Annotated in this window: 14 protein-coding genes; 5 read left to right on the top strand and 9 right to left on the bottom strand. The window is 74.5% G+C overall.

Annotation, left to right across the window (positions count from 1 at the left end; translation table 11 throughout):
- Positions 1–46: 46 nt before the first annotated feature.
- The 5 genes from RIN80_RS22455 to RIN80_RS22435 are packed head-to-tail and all read right to left on the bottom strand — an operon-like array spanning position 47 to position 5487.
- Complete coding sequence (locus RIN80_RS22455; protein WP_094057038.1) at positions 47–844, bottom strand: type III pantothenate kinase; 798 nt, start codon at positions 842–844, stop codon at positions 47–49.
- A 17-nt stretch (positions 845–861) separates the two neighbouring features.
- A complete protein-coding gene (gene nadC / locus RIN80_RS22450) occupies positions 862–1836 on the bottom strand; it encodes a carboxylating nicotinate-nucleotide diphosphorylase (protein WP_309097438.1) in 975 nt (324 codons plus the stop codon).
- Positions 1837–1841: 5 nt separating this feature from the next.
- Positions 1842–3551, bottom strand: coding sequence for an L-aspartate oxidase (locus tag RIN80_RS22445; RefSeq protein ID WP_309097437.1), 1710 nt, complete (start codon positions 3549–3551; stop codon positions 1842–1844).
- On the bottom strand, positions 3548–4549 hold the full coding sequence (gene panC, locus RIN80_RS22440; RefSeq protein ID WP_309097436.1) for a pantoate--beta-alanine ligase: 1002 nt from the start codon (positions 4547–4549) through the stop codon (positions 3548–3550). The genes RIN80_RS22445 and panC overlap by 4 nt, the downstream gene beginning before the upstream one ends.
- A complete protein-coding gene (locus RIN80_RS22435; RefSeq protein ID WP_309097435.1) occupies positions 4546–5487 on the bottom strand; it encodes a DUF2520 domain-containing protein in 942 nt (313 codons plus the stop codon). The genes panC and RIN80_RS22435 overlap by 4 nt, the downstream gene beginning before the upstream one ends.
- A gap of 208 nt (positions 5488–5695) precedes the next feature.
- On the opposite strand from RIN80_RS22435, the gene RIN80_RS22430 reads away from it, so the two are divergent.
- A complete protein-coding gene (locus RIN80_RS22430) occupies positions 5696–6877 on the top strand; it encodes a beta-eliminating lyase-related protein (RefSeq protein ID WP_309097434.1) in 1182 nt (393 codons plus the stop codon).
- Here the strand turns inward: RIN80_RS22430 and RIN80_RS22425 are convergent.
- The gene (locus RIN80_RS22425) at positions 6870–7073 is read right to left on the bottom strand and encodes a hypothetical protein (protein WP_309097433.1); all 204 of its coding nucleotides are present in this window, start codon (positions 7071–7073) and stop codon (positions 6870–6872) included. The genes RIN80_RS22430 and RIN80_RS22425 overlap by 8 nt on opposite strands.
- Positions 7074–7231: 158 nt before the next feature.
- Between RIN80_RS22425 and RIN80_RS22420 the strand changes: the two genes are divergently transcribed.
- Positions 7232–8338 carry a DUF5937 family protein gene (locus tag RIN80_RS22420; protein WP_309097432.1) on the top strand — a complete coding sequence of 369 codons (1107 nt, stop codon included), beginning with the start codon at positions 7232–7234 and terminating at the stop codon, positions 8336–8338.
- 18 nt (positions 8339–8356) lie between these two features.
- Here RIN80_RS22420 and RIN80_RS22415 read toward each other — a convergent pair whose 3' ends face one another.
- Complete coding sequence (locus tag RIN80_RS22415) at positions 8357–9025, bottom strand: response regulator transcription factor (protein WP_309097431.1); 669 nt, start codon at positions 9023–9025, stop codon at positions 8357–8359.
- Positions 9026–9111: 86 nt separating this feature from the next.
- Positions 9112–10302, bottom strand: a complete 1191-nt coding sequence (locus RIN80_RS22410; RefSeq protein ID WP_309097430.1) for a sensor histidine kinase — start codon at positions 10300–10302, stop codon at positions 9112–9114.
- Positions 10303–10419: 117 nt separating this feature from the next.
- Between RIN80_RS22410 and RIN80_RS22405 the strand changes: the two genes are divergently transcribed.
- Positions 10420–11412 (top strand): SAM-dependent methyltransferase, encoded by a 993-nt coding sequence (locus RIN80_RS22405; RefSeq protein WP_309097429.1) that lies wholly within the window; start codon positions 10420–10422, stop codon positions 11410–11412.
- A 34-nt stretch (positions 11413–11446) separates the two neighbouring features.
- Here the strand turns inward: RIN80_RS22405 and RIN80_RS22400 are convergent, their stop codons facing one another.
- Entirely contained in the window at positions 11447–12598 is a 1152-nt protein-coding gene (locus RIN80_RS22400) for an NADH-quinone oxidoreductase subunit D (RefSeq protein WP_309097428.1), read from the bottom strand.
- A 31-nt stretch (positions 12599–12629) separates the two neighbouring features.
- Here RIN80_RS22400 and RIN80_RS22395 point away from each other — a divergent pair, with 31 nt between their 5' ends.
- Together RIN80_RS22395 and RIN80_RS22390 are read left to right on the top strand one after the other, a co-directional pair.
- Complete coding sequence (locus RIN80_RS22395) at positions 12630–13190, top strand: PH domain-containing protein (protein ID WP_375141773.1); 561 nt, start codon at positions 12630–12632, stop codon at positions 13188–13190.
- A gap of 77 nt (positions 13191–13267) precedes the next feature.
- On the top strand, positions 13268–14593 hold the full coding sequence (locus RIN80_RS22390; protein WP_309097439.1) for a PH domain-containing protein: 1326 nt from the start codon (positions 13268–13270) through the stop codon (positions 14591–14593).
- Positions 14594–14597: the final 4 nt, after the last annotated feature.

Below are 14597 nucleotides of genomic sequence, written 5' to 3'. Positions count from 1 at the left end.
GCTCCGCCTGGGGGCGGGCCCACCCGGCCCCGCGCCCCGGCACGGCTCACATGCGCGACACGTTCCGCTCGTACACCAGGCGCAGCCCGATCAGGGTCAGCCACGGCTCGTGTTCGTCGATGACCGACGACTCGCCGAGGACCATCGGCGCGAGCCCGCCCGTGGCGATGACGGTGACGTCGTCCGGGTCCTCCGCCAGCTCGCGGGCCACCCGGTTGACGACCCCGTCGACTTGGCCGGCGAAGCCGTAGATGATGCCGGACTGCATCGCCTCCACCGTGTTCTTGCCGATCACGCTGCGGGGGCGGGCCACCTCGATCTTGCGGAGCTGGGCGCCGCGGACGCCGAGGGCCTCGACGGAGATCTCGATGCCGGGGGCGATGACGCCGCCGACGTACTCGCCGCGCGCGCTGACCGCGTCGAACGTCGTCGCCGTGCCGAAGTCGACGACGATCGCGGGGCCGCCGTAGAGCTCGACGGCCGCGACCGCGTTGATGATGCGGTCCGCGCCGACCTCCTTGGGGTTGTCCATGAGGATCGGCACGCCGGTCTTGACGCCCGGTTCGACGAGGATGGCGGGCACGTCACCGTAGTAGCGGCGTGTCACCTCGCGGAGCTCGTGCAGGACCGAGGGGACGGTCGCGCAGATGGCGATGCCGTCGATGCCGTCGCCCAGTTCGTCGCCGAGCAGCGGGTGCATGCCCATCAGGCCCTGCAGCAGGACCGCCAGTTCGTCGGCGGTGCGGCGCGCGTCCGTGGAGATGCGCCAGTGTTCGACGATCTCCTCGCCGTCGAACAGGCCCAGGACCGTGTGGGTGTTTCCTACGTCGATCGTCAGCAGCATGGCCCGTACCCGCTCCCCTACTCCGCCGGCCGCAGGTCCAGGCCGATGTCCAGGATCGGCGAGGAGTGGGTGAGGGCCCCGACGGCCAGGTAGTCGACGCCGGTGTCGGCGTAGGCCTTGGCGTTGTCCAGGGTGAGGCGGCCGGAGGCCTCCAGGGCGGCGCGGCCCTGGACGAGGGCGACGGCCTCCGCGCACTCCGCCGGCGTGAAGTTGTCCAGCAGGATCAGGTCGGCGCCGGCGTCCAGGACCTCGCGGAGCTGGTGCAGGGTGTCGACCTCGACCTCGATGGGGACGTCGGGGAAGCGCTCGCGGACCGCCTGGAAGGCCTGGGCGACGCCGCCCGCGGCGACCACGTGGTTGTCCTTGACGAGGGCCGCGTCCGAGAGGGACATGCGGTGGTTGACGCCGCCGCCGCAGCGGACCGCGTACTTCTCCAGGCTGCGCAGGCCGGGGGTGGTCTTGCGGGTGTCGCGGACCCGGGCCTTGGTGCCCTCCAGGACGTCCGCCCACGCGCGCGTGGCCGTCGCGACGCCCGACAGGCGGCACAGGATGTTCAGCGCGCTGCGCTCGGCGGTGAGCAGGTCGCGGGTGCGGGTGGTGATGGAGAGGAGCTTCTGGCCGGCCTCGACGCGGTCGCCGTCCTCCGCGTGGCGCTCGATCTCGAGTTCCTCTTCGCAGACGACCGAGACGACCGCCTCGGCGACGCGCAGGCCGGCCACGACGCCCGCCTCGCGGGCGGTGAAGTCGGCGGTGGCGACCGCGTCCTCGGGGATGGTCGCGACCGTGGTCACGTCCACGCCGTGGGCCAGGTCCTCCTGGAGGGCCACGTTGGCGATGTCCTCGACCTCGACGGGGTCGAGGCCGGCGTCGGCCAGCAACTGGGCGAGGGCGGGGTCGAGGCCGCTCTCCAGGTACGTCTCGTCGCCGGCGCCGCAGGCGCAGCCGTCGCCGCAGCCTCCGGAGGAGGCGAGGGGAAGCTCGGGGGTGGTCACGTCGGTCACTGCTCCTGGAGGGCGGGGGGCGGGAAGGTCGCGGGGAAGTCTGTCGTGTCCGTGGTGTGCACGGCCAGGCTCCGGTCGGGGTTCAGGCGTACGACGATGTGGCGGCGCCAGGCCTCGTCGTCGCGCTCGGGGTGGTCCTCGCGCCAGTGGCAGCCCCGGGTCTCCTCGCGCAGCCGGGCGGCGGCGACCAGGACGCGGGCCACGCACAGCAGGTTGGTGGCCTCCCAGGTCTCGGTGCCGGGCTCGGCCGTCTTGCCGTTCTCGGCGAGGGCCTCCCGGGCGTCCGTGTGCAGGCGCTGGAGCTGGTCGGCGGCCTTGGTGAGCGACTCCGCCGAGCGCAGGACGCCCGCTCCGCGGGTCATGATCCGCTGGATGGTGAAGCGGGCCTCGGCGGTCTGCAGGGGGTGCTCGGGGATCTCGGGGTGGGGCAGCGGCTGCGGCACACGCGCGCGCAGGCCCGTCGCCGCGATGTCGGCCGCGATGCGCTCGGCGTAGACGAGCCCTTCGAGGAGGGAGTTGGAGGCCAGGCGGTTGGCGCCGTGCACGCCGGTGCAGGCGACCTCGCCGCACGCGTACAGGCCGGGGACGGTCGTGCGGCCGCGGGAGTCGGTGCGGACGCCGCCGGAGGCGTAGTGGGCGGCCGGGGCGACCGGGACGGGCTCGGTGACCGGGTCGATGCCGTGGGCGCGGCAGGCGGCCAGGATCGTCGGGAAGCGGTGCTCCCACATCTCGGCGCCGAAGTGGCGGGCGTCGAGGAACATGTGCTCGGCGTCCCGCTCCTGCATGCGGCGCATGATGCCCTTGGCGACGATGTCCCGGGGGGCGAGTTCGGCGAGTTCGTGCTGTCCGACCATGAAGCGCACGCCGTCGGCGTCCACGAGGTGGGCGCCCTCGCCGCGTACCGCCTCGGAGACCAGGGGCTGCTGGCCCTCCGCGTCCGGGCCGAGGAACAGCACGGTCGGGTGGAACTGGACGAACTCCAGGTCGCTGACCTCGGCGCCCGCCCGCAGGGCCAGGGCCACGCCGTCGCCGGTCGAGACCGCGGGGTTGGTCGTGGCGGAGAAGACCTGGCCCATGCCGCCGGTGGCGAGGACCACGGCGGGGGCGTGGACCGCCCCGACGCCGTCGTGCTGGCCCTCCCCCATGACGTGCAGGCTGACACCGGCCGTGCGGCCCTCGGCGTCGGTGAGGAGGTCCAGCACGAGCGCGTTCTCGACGGTGCGCATGCCGCGCGCGCGGACCGCCTCGACCAGGGCGCGGGAGATCTCGGCGCCGGTGGCGTCACCGCCCGCGTGGGCGATGCGGCGACGGTGGTGGCCGCCCTCGCGGGTGAGTTCGAGTCCGCCGCCGGAGGACTCGTCGAACCGGGCGCCGGTTTCGATGAGGCGGCGTACGGCGTCGGGGCCCTCGGTGACGAGGATGCGCACCGCCTCCTCGTCGCACAGGCCCGCGCCGGCGACCAGGGTGTCGTCGAGGTGCTGCTCGGGGGTGTCGCCCTCGCCGAGGGCAGCGGCGATGCCGCCCTGGGCCCAGCGGGTGGAGCCGTCGTCGAGCCGGGCCTTGGTGACGACCACGGTGCTCAGCCCGGCGGCCTCGCAGCGCAGGGCCGCGGTCAGCCCGGCGACGCCGGAGCCGACGACGACCACGTCCGCCGCGATGGACCACCCGGGGGCGGGCGCGTGCAGTCGTATGCCTGTGGAGGTCACGAGGCGGCTCCGAAGGTTCCGAAGGAGAGGGGGATGTTGTCGATCAGCCGGGTCGTCCCGACCCGGGCGGCGACGGCCAGGACCGCCTCGCCGGTGAAGTCGTCGCCGATCTCGGTGAAGTCGGACGGGTCGACCAGGGCGAGGTAGTCCAGCCTGAGCGGCGGGTCGAGGCGGGCGGCCTCGTCGAGGACCTGGCGGGCGGCCGCGCGGACGGCGGCCGGGCCGCCCGGGACGGCCGTCGCCACGGCGTGCGCGTCGGCCGCCGCGCGGGACTCGCCGAGGGCGCTGAGGGCCGCGGCACGCGCGCGGGTGGCGGGCACCTCGCGGGCCCGGGCGCGCAGCGCCTCCTGCGCGGCGTGCCGGTCCCGGCCCGCGAACAGGGCCCGGGACAGGGCCAGGGCTGTGCGCCGCTCACGGTCGGAGAGGTAGCGGTTGCGGCTGGACAGGGCCAGGCCGTCCTCCTCGCGGACGGTGGGGACGCCGACGATCTCCACGCCGAAGTTCAGGTCCCGCACCATGCGGCGGATCAGGGCCAGCTGCTGGGCGTCCTTCTGGCCGTACAGGGCGACGTCCGGGCGGGTGAGGTGCAGCAGCTTGGCGACGACCGTGAGCATGCCGTCGAAGTGTCCGGGACGGGAGGCGCCCTCCAGGCGCTCGCCCATGGGACCCGCGGTGACACGGACCTGGGGCTCGCCGCCCGGGTAGACCTCGTCGACGGAGGGCGCGAACACGACGTCGGCGCCCGACTGCCCGGCGAGCTCGACGTCGGCGTCCAGGGTGCGCGGGTAGCGGTCGAGGTCCTCACCCGCGCCGAACTGCAGCGGGTTGACGAAGACGGTGACGACGACCTCGCCCCCGGGGCCCGCGATGCCGCGGGCGGTCCGGATGAGCGTGGCGTGGCCCTCGTGCAGGGCGCCCATGGTCATCACCACCGCGCGGCGGCCCGTACGCGCGCGTGCGTGCAGTTCACCGGCGGTGCGCAGCAGGGTGGTGGTCATCGGGCGTCCCTCCCGGGGCCGTCGGTGCTGCCGTCGGTGCCGTCGGCGAGTACCCCGAGGAGGTCCTCGGCGAGCTCCGGCTTCAGCAGGCCGTGCGCCAGGGCCCGGTCGGCGGTGGCGCGGGCCATGGCCAGGTATCCGGCGACGGTCTGCGGGGCGTGCCGGCGCAGCTCGGTGACGTGCGCGGCGACCGTGCCGGCGTCCCCGCGCGCGACCGGGCCGGTCAGGGCCGCGTCGCCGGAGCGCAGGGCGTTGTCCAGGGCCGCGCCGAGCAGCGGGCCGAGCATCCGGTCGGGGGCGGCGACCCCGGCGGTGCTCAGCAGCTCCATGGACTGGGCGACGAGCGTGACCAGGTGGTTGGCGCCCAGGGCGAGGGCCGCGTGGTAGAGCGGACGGTTCTCCTCGGCGATCCACTCCGGCTCGCCGCCCATCTCGATGACCAGGGCCTCGGCGGCCAGGCGCAGCTCCTCGGGCGCGGTGACGCCGAAGGAGCAGCCCGCCAGGCGCTGGACGTCCACGGGCGTGCCGGTGAAGGTCATCGCCGGGTGCAGGGCCAGCGGCAGCGCGCCCGCGCGCAGGGCGGGGTCGAGCACGCCCACGCCGTACCGGCCGGAGGTGTGCACGAGCAGCTGCCCGGGCCGTACGGAGCCGGTGTCGGCGAGACCCGCGACCAGCTTCGGCAGGGCGTCGTCCGGGACGGTCAGCAGCACCAGGTCGGCCCGCCGCAGGACGTCCTCGGGCGGCATCACCGGCACGTCGGGCAGCAGCTGCGCGGCCCGGCGCCGGGAGGCGTCGGAGACCGCCGACACGGCGACCGGGCGGTGCCCGGCGAGCTGGAGGGAAGCGGCCAGCGCGGGTCCCACGCGGCCGGCGCCGACGACGCCGACGGTGAGCCGCGCGGGGCGGTCCCTGGGGTCTGGCTGTGGGGTTGTGTTCACTCGACGGCGGCCTTCCCGTTCCAGTCCGCTCCGGGTACCGGACGATTTCTCGTCATGTTAACGCGATCGGTTCCGGCGGCGTCCGGTTGTCCACAGGCTGTGCGTTCCGGTGGACGGGGCGCCGGCCGACGTGCGTACGGACCCGACGACCGGGCCCGCAGGGAAATGCGGATGCCGGGCCGCACGCCCGCGGGGGAGGATCCGGGGTGTGACTGACACGGCGGAACAGGACGATCGGGTACCGGACGAGGACCGCAGGGCGCAGCTCCGCAGGCGGCGGCTGGCCGCCCACCGCGGCGCGCACCGGGTGATGGCGCGCTTCGGCTTCCACCAGACGCTGCGCGAGCGCCTGACCAGGCTGGACGCGGCGGGTGACGTGTACGACCTGGACGAGCTGTCCGACGTGTACGGCGACGGTGTGGTCGAGGCCCTGGAGGTCAGGGTCGCCGAGCTGCTCGGCACCGAGGCCGCCGCGTTCTTCCCGACCGGCACGATGGCCCAGCAGGTGGCGCTGCGCTGCTGGGCGGGCCGCACCGGGAACCCGACCGTCGCCCTGCACGCCCTCGGCCATCCGGAGGTGCACGAGCGGAACGCGTTCAGCGAGGTCGGCGGTCTGCGCCCGGTGCGTGTGACGAGCGAGCCGCGGCTGCCGACGGCCGCGGAGGTCCGGGACTTCGAGGAGCCGTTCGGCGCGCTGATGCTGGAGCTGCCCCTGAGGGACGCCGGATTCGTGCTGCCCTCCTGGGACGAGCTGACCGAGGTCGTCGCGGCCGCGCGGGAGCGGGACGCGGTGGTGCACTTCGACGGGGCCCGGCTGTGGGAGTCCACCGTCCACCTCGGCCGGCCCCTGGCGGAGATCGCGGGCCTGGCCGACAGCGTCTACGTGTCGTTCTACAAGTCCCTGGAGGCGTTCGGCGGCGCGGCCCTCGCGGGCCCGGCCGGACTCGTCGCCGAGGCGAAGGCCTGGCGGCACCGGTACGGCGGCCTGGTCTTCCAGCAGTTCCCCACCGCCCTGTCGGCGCTGATCGGGCTGGAGCGGGAGCTGCCCCGGCTCCCGCATTACGTGGCGCACGCGCGTGTGGTGGCCGCCGCCCTGCGCGAGGGGTTCGCGGCGGCCGGGACGCCGTGGGCGCGCGTGTACCCGCGGGTGCCGCACACCCACGACTTCCAGGTGTGGCTGCCGTACGACCCCGACGTCCTCGCGGAGACGGCGGTCCGCACCGCCGAGGAGACGGGTGCCGTCCTGTTCGGCAACGCCTGGGACCGGCGCGGCCCGGACCTGGCGTGCACCGAGATCCATGTGCGGTCGGCCGGGCTGGAGTGGACCGCCGAGGACGTGAAGGCCGCGGTCGCGGAGTTCGTGGCCCGGCTCCCGGAGCAGGTCAGGTAGGGCGCCGCCGCCACCGCGCCAGGGCCGCCCGGAGCCCGCGGCGGACCGGGCGGCCCGCGAGGACGGCCCGGAAGTGCCGTTCGTCGCGCCATTCCCGTACGACCTGCCACTCGTTCGTGCCCGGCGCGGGCGGGGCGGTCTCGCCCAGGGACCGGGCGCGGTGGGCGTCGAGGAGGTACTGCTGCGTGATGCTCATGACTGATCGCCTCTGCGGGACGGGAGGGGAAGGTCCGAAGGCTCCGCGGAAGGCCCCGGTCCTCCCACCGTGCGCCCGTGCCCCGCGGGTCGTCGCGTGGATTGACGACCCCCGTCAATCGACGGGGCGTTGTCGGTGGCGGGGTGCACCATGAGGTCATGAGCGTGCGCATCGACATCACGGGGCTGCGGCCGGAGAGGATCGCCGTCGTCCCCTCCCCCCTGGCCGAGCTCGGCATGGCGCTGCACGCGCTGTCCGAACCGGCGCACCATCCGGGGCTGCAGGGCTGGGTGACGGGCGTGACCGCCCGGCTCGACCCGCATCTGGCCGACCGGATGTGCGAGGCGGACTTCCTGTGGCGGACGACGTTCTCCGACCTGTTCCTGCCGTGCGCGGGCCTGCCGGACCGCACCGCGCTCCCGGGCGGCACGCTCGCCGAGGAGCTCGACCTGCTCGACAAGCTGTCCGACGAGCAGTTCGTGGACGCCGCGCTGGAGTTCACCTGCGCCACCGGCTACGGCGAGTGCGCGCCCACGGCGCTGACCGACCCGCAGGTGCGTCGCCGCGCCCTGGACCTGGCCACCGCGCGCGGGCCGCGGCAGCTGCGGTTCAGCGAGCGGCTGCTGGCCGACCCGCCCAGGATCCGCGGCTGGCTGCGGCAGTTCCTCCAGGACTGCGACGAGGCGTTCTTCGCGGAGGCCTGGTCCCGGCTGCGCCACCAGCTCGCGGCGGACACCCGGCACAAGACGGACCTGCTGCGCCGCAAGGGCCTGGCCGAAGCCCTGGCCGCGGTGTCCCCGGCGGTGACGCTCGACGAGCCGGCCGCCGTGATCTCGGTCGACAAGCTGGGCGACGGCCGCACGGCCACCGGCGACGGCGGGCTGCTGCTCGTCCCGACGAGCCTCGGCTGGCCGCACCTGATGGTGCTGCACCGCCACGGCTGGCAGCCCGTACTGCACTACCCGGTCGGCTCCCCCGAGCTCGCCGCCCCGCCCACGCTGGAGCAGCTGGCCCTGCGCATGACCGCGCTGTCCCACCCCGTCCGCATGCGCCTGTGCCGGTATCTGGCCCGCAGCGCCTACAGCACCGGCGAGCTGGCCCAGGTGCACGGCATGACGGCCCCGGAGATATCCCGGCACCTGGCCGTGCTGAAGAAGGCGGGCCTGGTGACCACCCGCCGCCGCGGGCGCTACGTCCTGCACCAGCTGGACGTGACGGTGGTGGCCCGGCTGGGCAGCGAGTTCCTGGAGGGCATCCTGCGGTAGCGGGCCCGGGCCCCCGGATCAGCCGTGTCCGCCGGCCCGCACCAGCCCGGTCTCGTAGGCCAGCACCACGACCTGCACCCGGTCCCTCAGCCCCAGCTTGGTCAGGATGCGCCCCACGTGGGTCTTCACGGTCGCCTCGGACAGCACGAGCCGGGCCGCGATCTCGCCGTTGGACAGGCCCTGCGCGACCAGCATCATGACCTCGCGCTCGCGGTCGGTGAGCCGCTCGAGCTCCTTGTGCCGGGGCTGCTGGGTGCCCGGCAGCATCGGCGCGAAGCGGTCCAGCAGCCGCCGGGTGGTGGAGGGCGCGACGACCGCGTCCCCGCTGTGCACGGCCCGGATGGCGGCGAGCAGCTCACCGGGCGGCACGTCCTTGAGCATGAAGCCGGAGGCACCCGCCTTCAGCCCGGAGAAGGCGTACTCGTCGAGGTCGAAGGTGGTCAGGATGAGCACCTTCGGCGGGTCGGTGTCCGCGCAGATCCGGCGGGTCGCCTCGACGCCGTCGAGCTTGGGCATGCGGACGTCCATCAGCACGACGTCCACCGCGGTCGTCCGCAGCGCCTGGATGGCCTCGACGCCGTCGCCCGCCTCCGCCACGACCTCCATGTCCGGCTGGGCGGCGAGCACCATCCGGAACCCGGTGCGCAGCAGCACCTGGTCGTCGACGAGCATCACGCGGATCGTCATCGGGGCCTCTTCCGTATGTGTGGCGGTGGGGGAACAGCGGGGCGGTGGCGGGGGTGTGACAGGTGTCAGCAGGGCGCGTGCCGACGTCAGTGCGCGGGTTTGAGCGGCAGCAGGGCGCTGATGCGGAATCCTCCGCCCGGGCGCGGTCCGGCGTCCAGCGTGCCGCCGACCATACCGACCCGTTCCCGCATGCCGATCAGGCCGTGGCCCTGGCCGTCGAACCCGCCCTCCTCGTACAGCTCGTGCGGGGCGCCCTTGCCGTCGTCCTCGACGAGCAGGCCGAGGCCGTCGTCGAAGTAGACCAGGCGCACGCTGGCGCCGGCGTTGGGTCCGCCGTGCTTGCGGGTGTTGGTCAGCGCCTCCTGCACGATGCGGTACGCGGTGAGCTCGACGCCGCTGGGCAGCGGGCGCGGGGTGCCCTCGACCTTGAAGTCGACGGGCAGCCCGGATCCGCGGCACTGCTCGACGAGGTCCTCGATCTGCTGCACGTCGGGCTGCGGCACGTACTCGCCGGCCTCCTGGTGCTCCCCGGTGCGCAGCACGCCGAGCAGGCGGCGCATCTCGGCGAGGGCCTGGCGGCCGGTGGAGGAGATGGTCTCCAGGGCCTTCTTCGCCTGGTCGGGCGCGGCGTCCAGGACGTAGGCGGCGCCGTCGGCCTGCACCACCATCACCGACACGTTGTGGGCGACGACGTCGTGCAACTCGCGCGCGATGCGGGCGCGTTCGGCGGCGACGGCCACCTTCGACTGCGCCTCGCGCTCCCGTTCCAGGCGGGCGGCCCGCTCCTCCAGCTGCGCGAAGTAGGCGCGGCGGGTGCGGATGGAGTCGCCGAGCACCCAGGCCAGGGCGAAGGGCACGGTCATGAAGACGGTCAGGGCGATGTTGCCCGCGAGGCCCGTCTGCTCGCTCGGCCAGCGCACATGGGCCACGGGAGCGGCGCACAGACCGGCGCCCAGCGCGAAGCGGGAGGCCCAGCGGGCGCCCTCCGCGGCGACCGAGTAGACGATCACCAGCATGGCGAAGTCGGCCGGGCCGATCTCCACGTCGGTGATCAGCTGGGCCACGCCGGCCACCGCCGCGAGCAGCAGCATCTTCTCCGGCATCCGGCGGCGCAGGGCGATCACCAGGCACAGCAGCAGCGTGATCGGTACGGCGGCGGCCGGGGAGCCGTAGCCGCCCGCCACTCCGCCCACCAGCGAAATCCCGAGGAGGACCACGGCCCAGAAGCCGTCGACCCACATCGGGTGCCTGCGGAGGAAGTCATAGAGGCGCTGCACGTAACCCAGCGTAGGGAAGCGGATAGGTGCAGGGGTCAACCGGAGGACCGATCCGCGTCCGGCGCGTGTACTCCGCAAGGTGGAGTTGCGTTCGTTGTGTCCGCATAGCCTGACCCGGTGACTGCGGGTGCGAGGGACGAGTGGCGCGGGTGGCGGGACGCGGCGCGGGAGGCGCTGTACGGGCCGCGCGGCTTCTACCGCCGGGCGGCGGGGCCGGGCGCGCACTTCCGTACCTCCGTGCACGCGTCGCCGCTGTTCGCGAGGGCCGTGGCACGGCTGCTGTGCCGGGTCGACGAGGCGCTGGGCCGGCCCGCGGTGCTGGACTTCGTCGACATGGCCGCCGGGCGGGGCGAGCTGGCCGCCGGGGTGCTGGCCGCACTGCCCGCCGAGGTGGCGGGCCGCACGCGCGCGTACGCCGTCGAGGTCGCCGCTCGGCCCGCTGGACTCGATCACCGGATCGAGTGGCGGTCCGCGCCACCGCCGGGGACGACGGGGCTGCTGTTCGCCAACGAGTGGCTGGACAACGTGCCGGTGGAGGTCGCGCAGGTGGACTCGGCGGGGCGGGCCCGGCGGGTCCTGGTGCGCGAGGACGGGACCGAGCGCCTCGGGGAGCCGGTCGGCGGCGCGGAGGCCCGGTGGCTGGAGCGGTGGTGGCCGCTGCCCGGCGAGGAGGGGCTGCGGGCCGAGATCGGGCTGCCCCGGGACGAGGCCTGGGCGGCGGCGGTCGCGACGGTCGGCCGGGGCCTCGCCGTCGCCGTGGACTACGCGCACACGGCGCGGACCCGGCCGCCGTTCGGGACGCTCACCGGCTTCCGCGAGGGCCGCGAGGTCTCCCCCGTGCCGGACGGCTCGTGCGACATCACGGCGCATGTCGCCCTGGACGCCTGCGCGCTTCCCGGCGGGTGTGTGCTCCCCCAGCGCGAGGCGTTGCACGCCCTCGGCGTGACCGGCGCGCGCCCCCCGCTCACGCTCGCGTCCACCGACCCGGCCGCCTACGTGCGCGCCCTCGCGGGCGCCGGGGAGGCCGCCGAACTGACCGCGGCGGGCGGGCTCGGCGACTTCGGGTGGCTGGTGCAGCCGGTGGGGATCGGGGACCCGCTCCCGCGGTGAGCCCCTGCCCGTCGATGTCTCCCGCGGTGAGCCCCTACTTGTCGATGTCCCCGACCACGAAGAACATCGACCCGAGGATCGCCACCATGTCCGCGACGAGCGTCCCCGGCAGCAGCTCCGTCAGCGCCTGGATGTTGTTGTACGAGGCGGAGCGCAGCTTGAGCCGGTACGGGGTCTTCTCGCCCTTGCTGACCAGGTAGTAGCCGTTGATCCCGAGGGGGTTCTCGGTCCAGGCGTACGTGTGCCCCTCGGGTGCCTTCAGGACCTTCGGGAGCCGCTGGTTGACCGGCCCCGGCGGCAGCTCCGCGAGGCGGTCGAGGCAGGCGTCGGCCAGGTCGAGCGCGTTGTGCGTCTGCTCCAGCAGGCACTCGAAGCGGGCGAGGCAGTCGCCCTCCTGCCGGGTGACCACCTTCAGGGTGTCCTGGAGGTCCCCGTAGGCCAGGTAGGGCTCGTCGCGGCGCAGGTCGAAGTCGACGCCCGAGGCGCGGCCGATCGGCCCGCTGACGCCGTAGGCGTGGACGGCCTGCGGGGACAGCACGCCGACGCCCCGGGTGCGGCCGCGGAAGATCTCGTTGCCCAGCACCAGGTCGTCGAAGCGGTCCATGCGGGAGCGGACGTCGGCGACGGCGGTACGCGCGCGTGCGGTCCAGCCGGCCGGCAGGTCCTCCTTGAGGCCGCCGACGCGGTTGAACATGTAGTGCATCCGCCCGCCGGAGAGCTCCTCCATGACGTGCTGGAGCTCCTCGCGCTCCCGGAAGGCGTAGAAGATCGGGGTGATGCCGCCGAGCTCCAGCGGATAGGAGCCGAGGAACATCAGGTGGTTGAGCACCCGGTTCAGCTCGGCGAGCAGCGTGCGCAGCCACACCGCGCGCTCGGGGACCTCCATGCCGAGCATCCGCTCCACGGCGAGGACGACGCCCAGTTCGTTGGAGAACGCCGACAGCCAGTCGTGGCGGTTGGCGAGCATGATGATCTGGCGGTAGTCGCGCGCCTCGAACAGTTTCTCCGCGCCGCGGTGCATGTAGCCGATCACCGGCTCCGCGTGTGTGATGCGCTCGCCGTCCAGGACGAGCTTCAGCCGCAGCACGCCGTGCGTGGACGGGTGCTGGGGGCCGATGTTGAGCACCATGTCGGTGCTCTCCGCGGCGCCGCCGATTCCGACCATGGTCTCCGTCGTAGGAGTCATGCACACAGTCTCCCCTACGTACCCTGACCTCATGGAGACGGGGAGCCCGCACGAGGCGGGGGCGACGGGGGCAGTCAGCGCGACCGGGCCGACGGGACCGGAGGGGACCGGCGGACCGGCCGACAAGGCCGAGCCCACCTGGATCGCCCTGCCACCCGGTCTGCTCAGGATGCGGCGGCTGCTGCTCGTCTTCTGGCTCGGGCTGATCACGCTGGCCGCCGGGCTCGTGCCGGGACTGCTGGCCGGGCCCGCGTGGGCGCTGTTCGCACTGCCTCCGCCGGCGCTGGCGGTCTGGGGCTGGGTGATGATCGAGCGCAACTGGCGGTCCTGGCGGTACGCCGAGCGGGCCGACGACCTGCTGATCAGCCGGGGCGTGCTGTGGCGCGAGGAGACGGTCGTGCCGTACGGGCGGATGCAGCTGGTGGAGGTGACCTCCGGGCCCGTGGAGCGGCACTTCGGGCTGGCCAGCGTGCAGTTGCACACGGCCGCCGCGGCGACCGACGCGACCATCCCGGGTCTGGACCCGGCCGAGGCGGAACGGCTGCGCGACCGGCTCACCGAGCTGGGCGAGGCCCGATCGGCGGGGCTGTGACGACCCCCCGGGCCGCCGGACCCACCGGGCCGGCCGAGCCGACCGGAGCCACCGGGCCGGCCGAGCCGACCGGGCCCATCGAGCCGGCCGGGCCCGCGCAGGCGACCGGGGACGTGATCGAGCGGCGGCTGCACCCCGTCACCCCGCTCCGGCGGGCCTGGGCCCCGGTCGCCGTCGTCATCGGCTGGGCCGTGCACGACCCCGACGGGGCGCAGCGCCACCTGACCCGCCTGACCACGACGACCCTGCTCATCGGCCTCGCGGTGATCGTCCCGGCCGCCGCCCTCTACGGCTTCTGCTCCTGGTGGTTCACCCACTTCGCGGTGACCGGCACCGAACTGCGCATCCGCACCGGCCTGGTCTTCCGCCGCAGCGCCCACATCCGCCTGGAGCGGATCCAGGCCATCGACGTCACCCAGCCGCTGCTCGCCCGGGTCGCGGGCGTCGCCAAGCTCCGGCTCGACGTCATAGGCACCGACAAGAAGGACGAACTGGCCTTCCTCGGCGCCGACGAGGCCCGGGCCCTGCGGGCCGAACTGCTCGCCCGGGCGGCCGGATTCGCCCCCGAGACCGCGCACGAGGTCGGCGAGGCCCCCTCCCGGCAGCTGCTGCGGGTGCCGCCGGGCGTGCTCGCGATGTCGCTGGTGCTGACCGGCGCGACCTGGGGATCACTGACCGCGGCGCTCGTCGTACCGCCGGTGCTGTGGCTGGTCACCCACAGCCTGTGGACGGTCCTCGCGGTCGCCCTGCCGCTGCTCGGCGCGGCCGGCGCGAGCAGCGTGGGCCGGTTCGTCACCGACTACGACTGGACCGTGGGCGAGTCGCCCGACGGGCTGCGCCTCGACCACGGCCTGCTGGACCGGGCCCACGAGACGGTGCCGCCGGGGCGCGTGCAGACCGTGCGGATCGTGGAGCCGCTGCTGTGGCGGAGGCGCGGCTGGGTGCGCGTGGAACTGGACGTCGCCGGCTCGTCCAACTCCGTGCTGCTGCCGGTCGCCCCGCGCCAGATCGCCGAGGACGTCGTCGCGCGCGTGCTGCCCGGGGTGACCGTGCCGCAGCCCACGACCCTGGCACCGGCGCCGCGCCGCGCCCGCTGGTGCGTGCCGGTGTGGTGGCGGGGCTACGGACTCGCCGTCACGGACGCCGTCTTCGCGGCCCGTTCGGGGCTGCTGCGGCGGAGCCTGGCGCTGGTGCCGCACGCCAAGGTGCAGAGCGTACGGCTGACGCAGGGGCCGTGGGAACGGGCCCGGGGCCTGGCCAACGTGTCGGTGGACACCGGCGCCGGCAAGACGGTGACGGCACGGCTGCGCGACACCGCCGAGGCGCGCCGGCTGCTGGCGGCCCAGGCGGAACGTTCACGCACCGGACGCCGCGACGCCCGCCCCGACCGCTGGATGGCATGAACCC

The sequence above is a fragment of the Streptomyces sp. genome (assembly GCF_031181705.1).
In the GTDB taxonomy this organism is placed as follows: domain Bacteria; phylum Actinomycetota; class Actinomycetes; order Streptomycetales; family Streptomycetaceae; genus Streptomyces.
This window is presented reverse-complemented; position numbering and strand designations above follow the sequence as displayed.

Excerpts from the sequence above, each read along its gene's own strand:
- RIN80_RS22415 (WP_309097431.1), bottom strand. The coding sequence starts at position 9,025 with ATGACGATCCGCGTGATGCTCGTCGACGACCAGGTGCTGCTGCGCACC.
- RIN80_RS22455 (WP_094057038.1), bottom strand. The coding sequence starts at position 844 with ATGCTGCTGACGATCGACGTAGGAAACACCCACACGGTCCTGGGCCTG.
- RIN80_RS22400 (WP_309097428.1), bottom strand. The coding sequence starts at position 12,598 with ATGACTCCTACGACGGAGACCATGGTCGGAATCGGCGGCGCCGCGGAG.
- RIN80_RS22420 (WP_309097432.1), top strand. The coding sequence starts at position 7,232 with ATGAGCGTGCGCATCGACATCACGGGGCTGCGGCCGGAGAGGATCGCC.
- panC (WP_309097436.1), bottom strand. The coding sequence starts at position 4,549 with ATGACCACCACCCTGCTGCGCACCGCCGGTGAACTGCACGCACGCGCG.
- RIN80_RS22395 (WP_375141773.1), top strand. The coding sequence starts at position 12,630 with ATGGAGACGGGGAGCCCGCACGAGGCGGGGGCGACGGGGGCAGTCAGC.
- RIN80_RS22425 (WP_309097433.1), bottom strand. The coding sequence starts at position 7,073 with ATGAGCATCACGCAGCAGTACCTCCTCGACGCCCACCGCGCCCGGTCC.